This window comes from Halochromatium sp., assembly GCF_046541315.1.
Taxonomy (GTDB): Bacteria; Pseudomonadota; Gammaproteobacteria; order Chromatiales; family Chromatiaceae; genus Lamprobacter.
In genome coordinates this window covers 1-4,565 of the sequence record NZ_JBKHDN010000216.1, presented here as the reverse complement: position 1 = coordinate 4,565, position 4,565 = coordinate 1, and the positions used below count along the sequence as shown (strand labels likewise).

Sequence of the window (4,565 nt, the reverse complement as noted above, 5' to 3'; positions counted from 1 at the left end):
CGGCTCAGTGCCCGCCGCCCTTGAGCGAGGCGACGATTCCCTCGATCGTATCCTTGGCATCGCCAAAGATCAGCGAGGTGTTGTCCTGATAGAACAGCAGGTTATCGACCCCCGAGTAGCCCGGACGCATGGAGCGCTTGAGGAAGTAGACCTGCCGTGCCTTGCCGGCATCGAGGATCGGCATGCCGTAGATCGGGCTGGTCTTGTCCTCCTTCGCCGCTGGATTGACGACATCGTTGGCGCCCACCACCAGCACCACGTCGGTGCTCGGGAAGGCCGGGTTGATCTCGTCCATCTCCTGGACCTGATCGTAGGGGATGTCGGCCTCGGCCAGCAGCACGTTCATGTGGCCGGGCATGCGACCGGCGACCGGATGGATGGCGAACTTCACTTCCACATCGCGCGCCTGGAGCAATTCCATCATCTCCTTCAGCGCATGCTGGGCCTGGGCCACGGCCATGCCGTAACCGGGCACCACGATGACGCGGTTGGCATCCTCCATCCAGTACACGGCATCCTCGACCGAGGCCGATTTGACGCCCTTCTCGGCGGCGACCGCGCCGGCGCTGCCGCCACCGCTGCTGTCGGTGCCGAAACCGCCGAAGATGACGTTGATGATGCTGCGGTTCATCGCGCGGCACATGATGTAGGAGAGGATCGCGCCGGAGAAGCCGACCAACGCGCCGACGATGATCAGCAGATTGTTGTGCAAGGTGAAGCCGGTCGCCGCCGCCGCCCAGCCCGAGTAGCTGTTCAGCATCGAGATGATCACCGGCATGTCGGCGCCGCCGATCGGGATGATCAGGGTGCCGCCGAGGGCGAAGGCCAAGAGCGTCATCAACACCAGCGAGACCCAGCTGCCGGTCGTCGCGAAGTCCACTGCCAGCGCGACGGTGGCGACCGCGATCAACGCGTTCAGCGCATGCTGCCCGAAGAACTTGATCGGCGCCCCGGACATGAGGCCCTGCAACTTGGCGAAGGCGATCACCGAGCCGGTGAAGGTGATGGCGCCGATGACGATGCCGGCCGAGAGTTCGCCCATGAGCAGCGCATCTAGCGTGCCGGCCTGGGCGCGATTGATGAAGGTGCCGATCGCCACCAGCACCGCCGCCATGCCGACGAAGCTATGCAGCGCGGCGACCAATTGCGGCATCGCCGTCATCTGGATGCGCAGCGCGACGACGATGCCGATCACCGCGCCGATGGCGCCGGCGATACCGATCAGCCAATAGCCCTGCACCTCGGCACCGGCGAGGGTGGCGCCGAGCGCGATCGCCATGCCGAGCATGCCGAACAGGTTGCCCCGGCGCGCGGTGGACGGATGGGTCAGCCCCTTGAGCGCGAAGATGAACAGGATCGCCGAGACCAGATAGGCCAGCGCCTGCGTGGTTGGAGAGAGTGGCAGTTCCATCGCTGATCAGCCCCGTTTCTTCTTCTTGAACATCGACAGCATGCGGTGCGTCACCAGAAAGCCGCCAAAGACATTGATGCTTGCGAGCAGCACTGCGAGAAAGCCGAAGAAGGAGGCGGCGATGCCGGCCTCTTCCAGCCCGGTGACCAGCAAGGCGCCGACCAGCACGATGCCGGAGATGGCATTGGTCAGCGCCACCAGCGGCGTATGCAGCGATGGCGTGACGCCCCAGACCACGTAATAGCCGATAAAACAGGCGAGCACGAAGACGTAGAGCGCGAGGATGGATTCAGGCATCCGGGGGACTCCATTGATGAGTGAAGGGCAGCGGTTGGGTGATGAGCGCGAGCCGCGCGGTGCGTCGAGCCAGGCTTCGCGCGCAGGCGTTCAACCTTTGCATTGGGAAACTGATCGCTCAGCGCTCGATCAGCATGGCCGCGGTGATCTCGTCCTGGGTCAGATCCTTGAGCACCGGGCCGCTATCGCTGGGAGCGACCATGATCTCGAGCAGGTTTGAGAGATTCTTGGCATAAAAGGCGCTCGCATCGGCCGGCACCCGCGACGGATAGTTGGTGTGACCGACGATGATGACGCCCTGATGCTCGATGACCCGATCGGGCTCCGAGAGCTTGCAGTTGCCGCCATTGGCCGCCGCCAGATCGACGATCACCGAGCCGGTACGCATGCGCTCGACCACCTCGGTGGTGATCAGCTCCGGCGCGGGCCGACAGGGGATGAGCGCGGTGGTGATGATGATATGCGCCTTGGCCAACTCATCGGCGAGTAGCTGTTGCTGCCGTTCCTTGGCCTCGGCCGAGAGTTCCTTGGCATAGCCGCCCTCGCCGGCACCGCTCTCGCCGAGATCCAGTTCGATCGGCTTGGCACCGAGCGAGGCGATCTGCTCCTTGGTCTCCGAGCGCACATCGTAGGCGAGCACGTCGGCGCCGAGCCGGCGCGCGGTGGCGATCGCCTGCAGGCCCGCGACACCGGCGCCGAGCACCACCAACCGCGCCGGTTTCGCCGCGCCCGCCGAGGTCATCATCATCGGCAAGAAGCGACCATAGTGCGCGGCGGCCTCGATCACCGCGCGATAACCGGCGATGTTGCTCTGCGACGAGAGCGCGTCCATCGACTGCGCGCGCGAGATGCGCGGCATGCGCTCCATCGCCAGCACCCGCACGCCGCTCTCGACCATGCGCGAGAGCAGCGGGTCCTCGCCACAGGCCTCGACCAGGCCGATGTAGACGCTGCCGGAGCGCAGCGCGCTCGCCTCCTCCTCGCTCGGGCGGCGCACCTTCAACACGATATCGGCAGCGAAGCAGGCATCGCGCTCGACCAGTTGCACGCCGACCTCGGCGTAAGCCGCATCAGGGTAATGCGCGGCGACCCCGGCGCCAGATTCGAGTAAGACCTCAAAGCCTTTCGCGATGAGCTTCTTGGCGATGTCGGGGGTGGTCGCGACACGCCGTTCGCCGGCGAGCGTCTCTCTTGGTATACCGAGCTTCATCACAGTCGCTTCCGATTGATCTCGCTTGATGGGTTCACAGCGGGGACTCGCATGCGCAGGCGCTCGCTCAGCGCGCTGGGTCGGCGTCTGGCCCGAGTCGCGCATCGAGACTCCGATGAAAGCGCGGCATTATCGGCGCTCGGCAGCCGTATCTCAATGGCGGTTTCCCGATGGCCGCCTCAGTGTTGCCCGGAATTGCGCAGACCGCGCAGCACCTGCGCCGAGATCTCCTCGATCGACTGGCTGGTGGTATCCAGCACCGGCACGCCGAGCCGGCCCAGCATCTCGTGCGCGAGGCGGATGTCGTTGCGGCAGCGCGCCAGCGAGGCGTACTCGCTGCCGGGCCGGCGCTCCTCGCGGATCAGATGCAGTCGGCGCGCCTCGATGGTGAGCCCGAACACCTTCTCCCTCACCGCGCCGATCTCGGGCGGCAGGGCCTCGCGCTCGAAGTCGTCCTCGGTGAGCGGATGATTGGCCGCGCGCAGCCCATAGTGGATCGCCAGATAGAGGCAGGTCGGCGTCTTCCCCGAGCGCGAGACGCCGACCAGAACCACATCGGCGTGGCGGAAATTATCCGGACGCACGCCATCGTCGTTGGCCATCGCGAAATTGATCGCCTCGATGCGCTTGGTGTACATGCTCGGTTTGGTGATGGCATGACTGCGCCCGGACTCGCGGCTGGGGGTGACCCCGAGTTCCGCGCTCAAGGGCTCGACGAATTGCTCGAACAGTTCGAGGTGAAAACAATCGCCCTGCTTGAGGATCGCGGCAATCCCGGCATCGAGCATGGTCGAGAACACCAGCGGGCGAGCACCGTCGCGCTCGGCGGCCTCGTGCATGCGCTGCGTCAGCGCCCGCGCGCGCGCCTCGGTGTTGATGTAGGGCATGTAGACCCGCTCGAAATCGACGTTATCGAACTGCGAGAGCAGACTCTGGCCGAGGGTCTCGGCGGTGATGCCGGTACTCTCGGAGACGAAGAAAACGGTTCGCTTCATGGGCTGTGATTCACGTCAATGCGGCTTGGGCGGTGGAAGCCAGATAGTAGGCGATGCTGACCCGCGCCGTCGCGGGCCCGTTGCGGGATCAGGCCGTACGCGCCCGGTCCAGGCGCTAGTCCAGGCGCTAGTCCAGGCGCCAGCCACGACCGAGCGCGATCCTCTCGGCGGCACAAGACCCCTTGGAGACCTCCCCTCATGGCGACCATCCGTAACGACCAAGACCTCCGTGACCTGTTGGAGAAGCTCCCCGTCGACCAGCAGCGGATCATCGGACTGCGCTTCGCGCAAAGTCTCGTGCATCTCAGCCGCGATGAGCGCGTCAAGCGCGCGATCGACACCGGGCTGCGCGAGGACGCCTCGGCGCCGGAACTCGAGGACGCCTACCGCGCGGCCAAGGCCTGGTCGACCAAGACCTATACCGACTGCGGCAAGGATACCGACTGGCTCGCGCAAGCCGATCATTTCGTCGCCGCCGCAGCGGCCGCCGCGCTGACCCCGGACAGCCTGCTCGACAACAAGACCAACCGCGCCTGGAAGGCGGCCATGCATGCACGCATGGCCAACAACTGCGAGCTGGTCGAGGGCGATGGCAATGCCCATCTCGACGAGGTCGAGCGGCAGTACGCGATCGCCGACGAATTCGTCGCCA

5 protein-coding genes are annotated in these 4,565 nt (G+C 65.6%); 1 reads left to right on the top strand and 4 read right to left on the bottom strand.

The genetic code is table 11. The annotated features are described in order from the left end of the window. Positions 1-4: 4 nt before the first annotated feature. The 4 genes from ACLFQI_RS11910 to ACLFQI_RS11895 form a co-directional block, all read right to left on the bottom strand. Positions 5-1,411: an NAD(P)(+) transhydrogenase (Re/Si-specific) subunit beta gene (locus ACLFQI_RS11910; RefSeq protein ID WP_410759607.1), complete on the bottom strand. Its 1,407-nt coding sequence runs from the start codon at positions 1,409-1,411 to the stop codon at positions 5-7. A gap of 6 nt (positions 1,412-1,417) precedes the next feature. Then, positions 1,418-1,708: a proton-translocating transhydrogenase family protein gene (locus ACLFQI_RS11905; RefSeq protein ID WP_201224218.1), complete on the bottom strand. Its 291-nt coding sequence runs from the start codon at positions 1,706-1,708 to the stop codon at positions 1,418-1,420. 118 nt (positions 1,709-1,826) lie between these two features. Continuing rightward, positions 1,827-2,918: a Re/Si-specific NAD(P)(+) transhydrogenase subunit alpha gene (locus tag ACLFQI_RS11900; protein WP_410759606.1), complete on the bottom strand. Its 1,092-nt coding sequence runs from the start codon at positions 2,916-2,918 to the stop codon at positions 1,827-1,829. A 179-nt stretch (positions 2,919-3,097) separates the two neighbouring features. Further along, positions 3,098-3,913: a pyruvate, water dikinase regulatory protein gene (locus ACLFQI_RS11895; RefSeq protein WP_410759605.1), complete on the bottom strand. Its 816-nt coding sequence runs from the start codon at positions 3,911-3,913 to the stop codon at positions 3,098-3,100. A 198-nt stretch (positions 3,914-4,111) separates the two neighbouring features. On the opposite strand from ACLFQI_RS11895, the gene ACLFQI_RS11890 reads away from it, so the two are divergent. Next, positions 4,112-4,565: hypothetical protein (locus tag ACLFQI_RS11890; protein ID WP_410759603.1), on the top strand; the 454-nt coding region annotated here is incomplete at its 3' end.

Coding starts and splice junctions, on each gene's coding strand:
- ACLFQI_RS11910 (WP_410759607.1), bottom strand. CDS start 1,411: ATGGAACTGCCACTCTCTCCAACCACGCAGGCGCTGGCCTATCTGGTC.
- ACLFQI_RS11905 (WP_201224218.1), bottom strand. CDS start 1,708: ATGCCTGAATCCATCCTCGCGCTCTACGTCTTCGTGCTCGCCTGTTTT.
- ACLFQI_RS11900 (WP_410759606.1), bottom strand. CDS start 2,918: ATGAAGCTCGGTATACCAAGAGAGACGCTCGCCGGCGAACGGCGTGTC.
- ACLFQI_RS11895 (WP_410759605.1), bottom strand. CDS start 3,913: ATGAAGCGAACCGTTTTCTTCGTCTCCGAGAGTACCGGCATCACCGCC.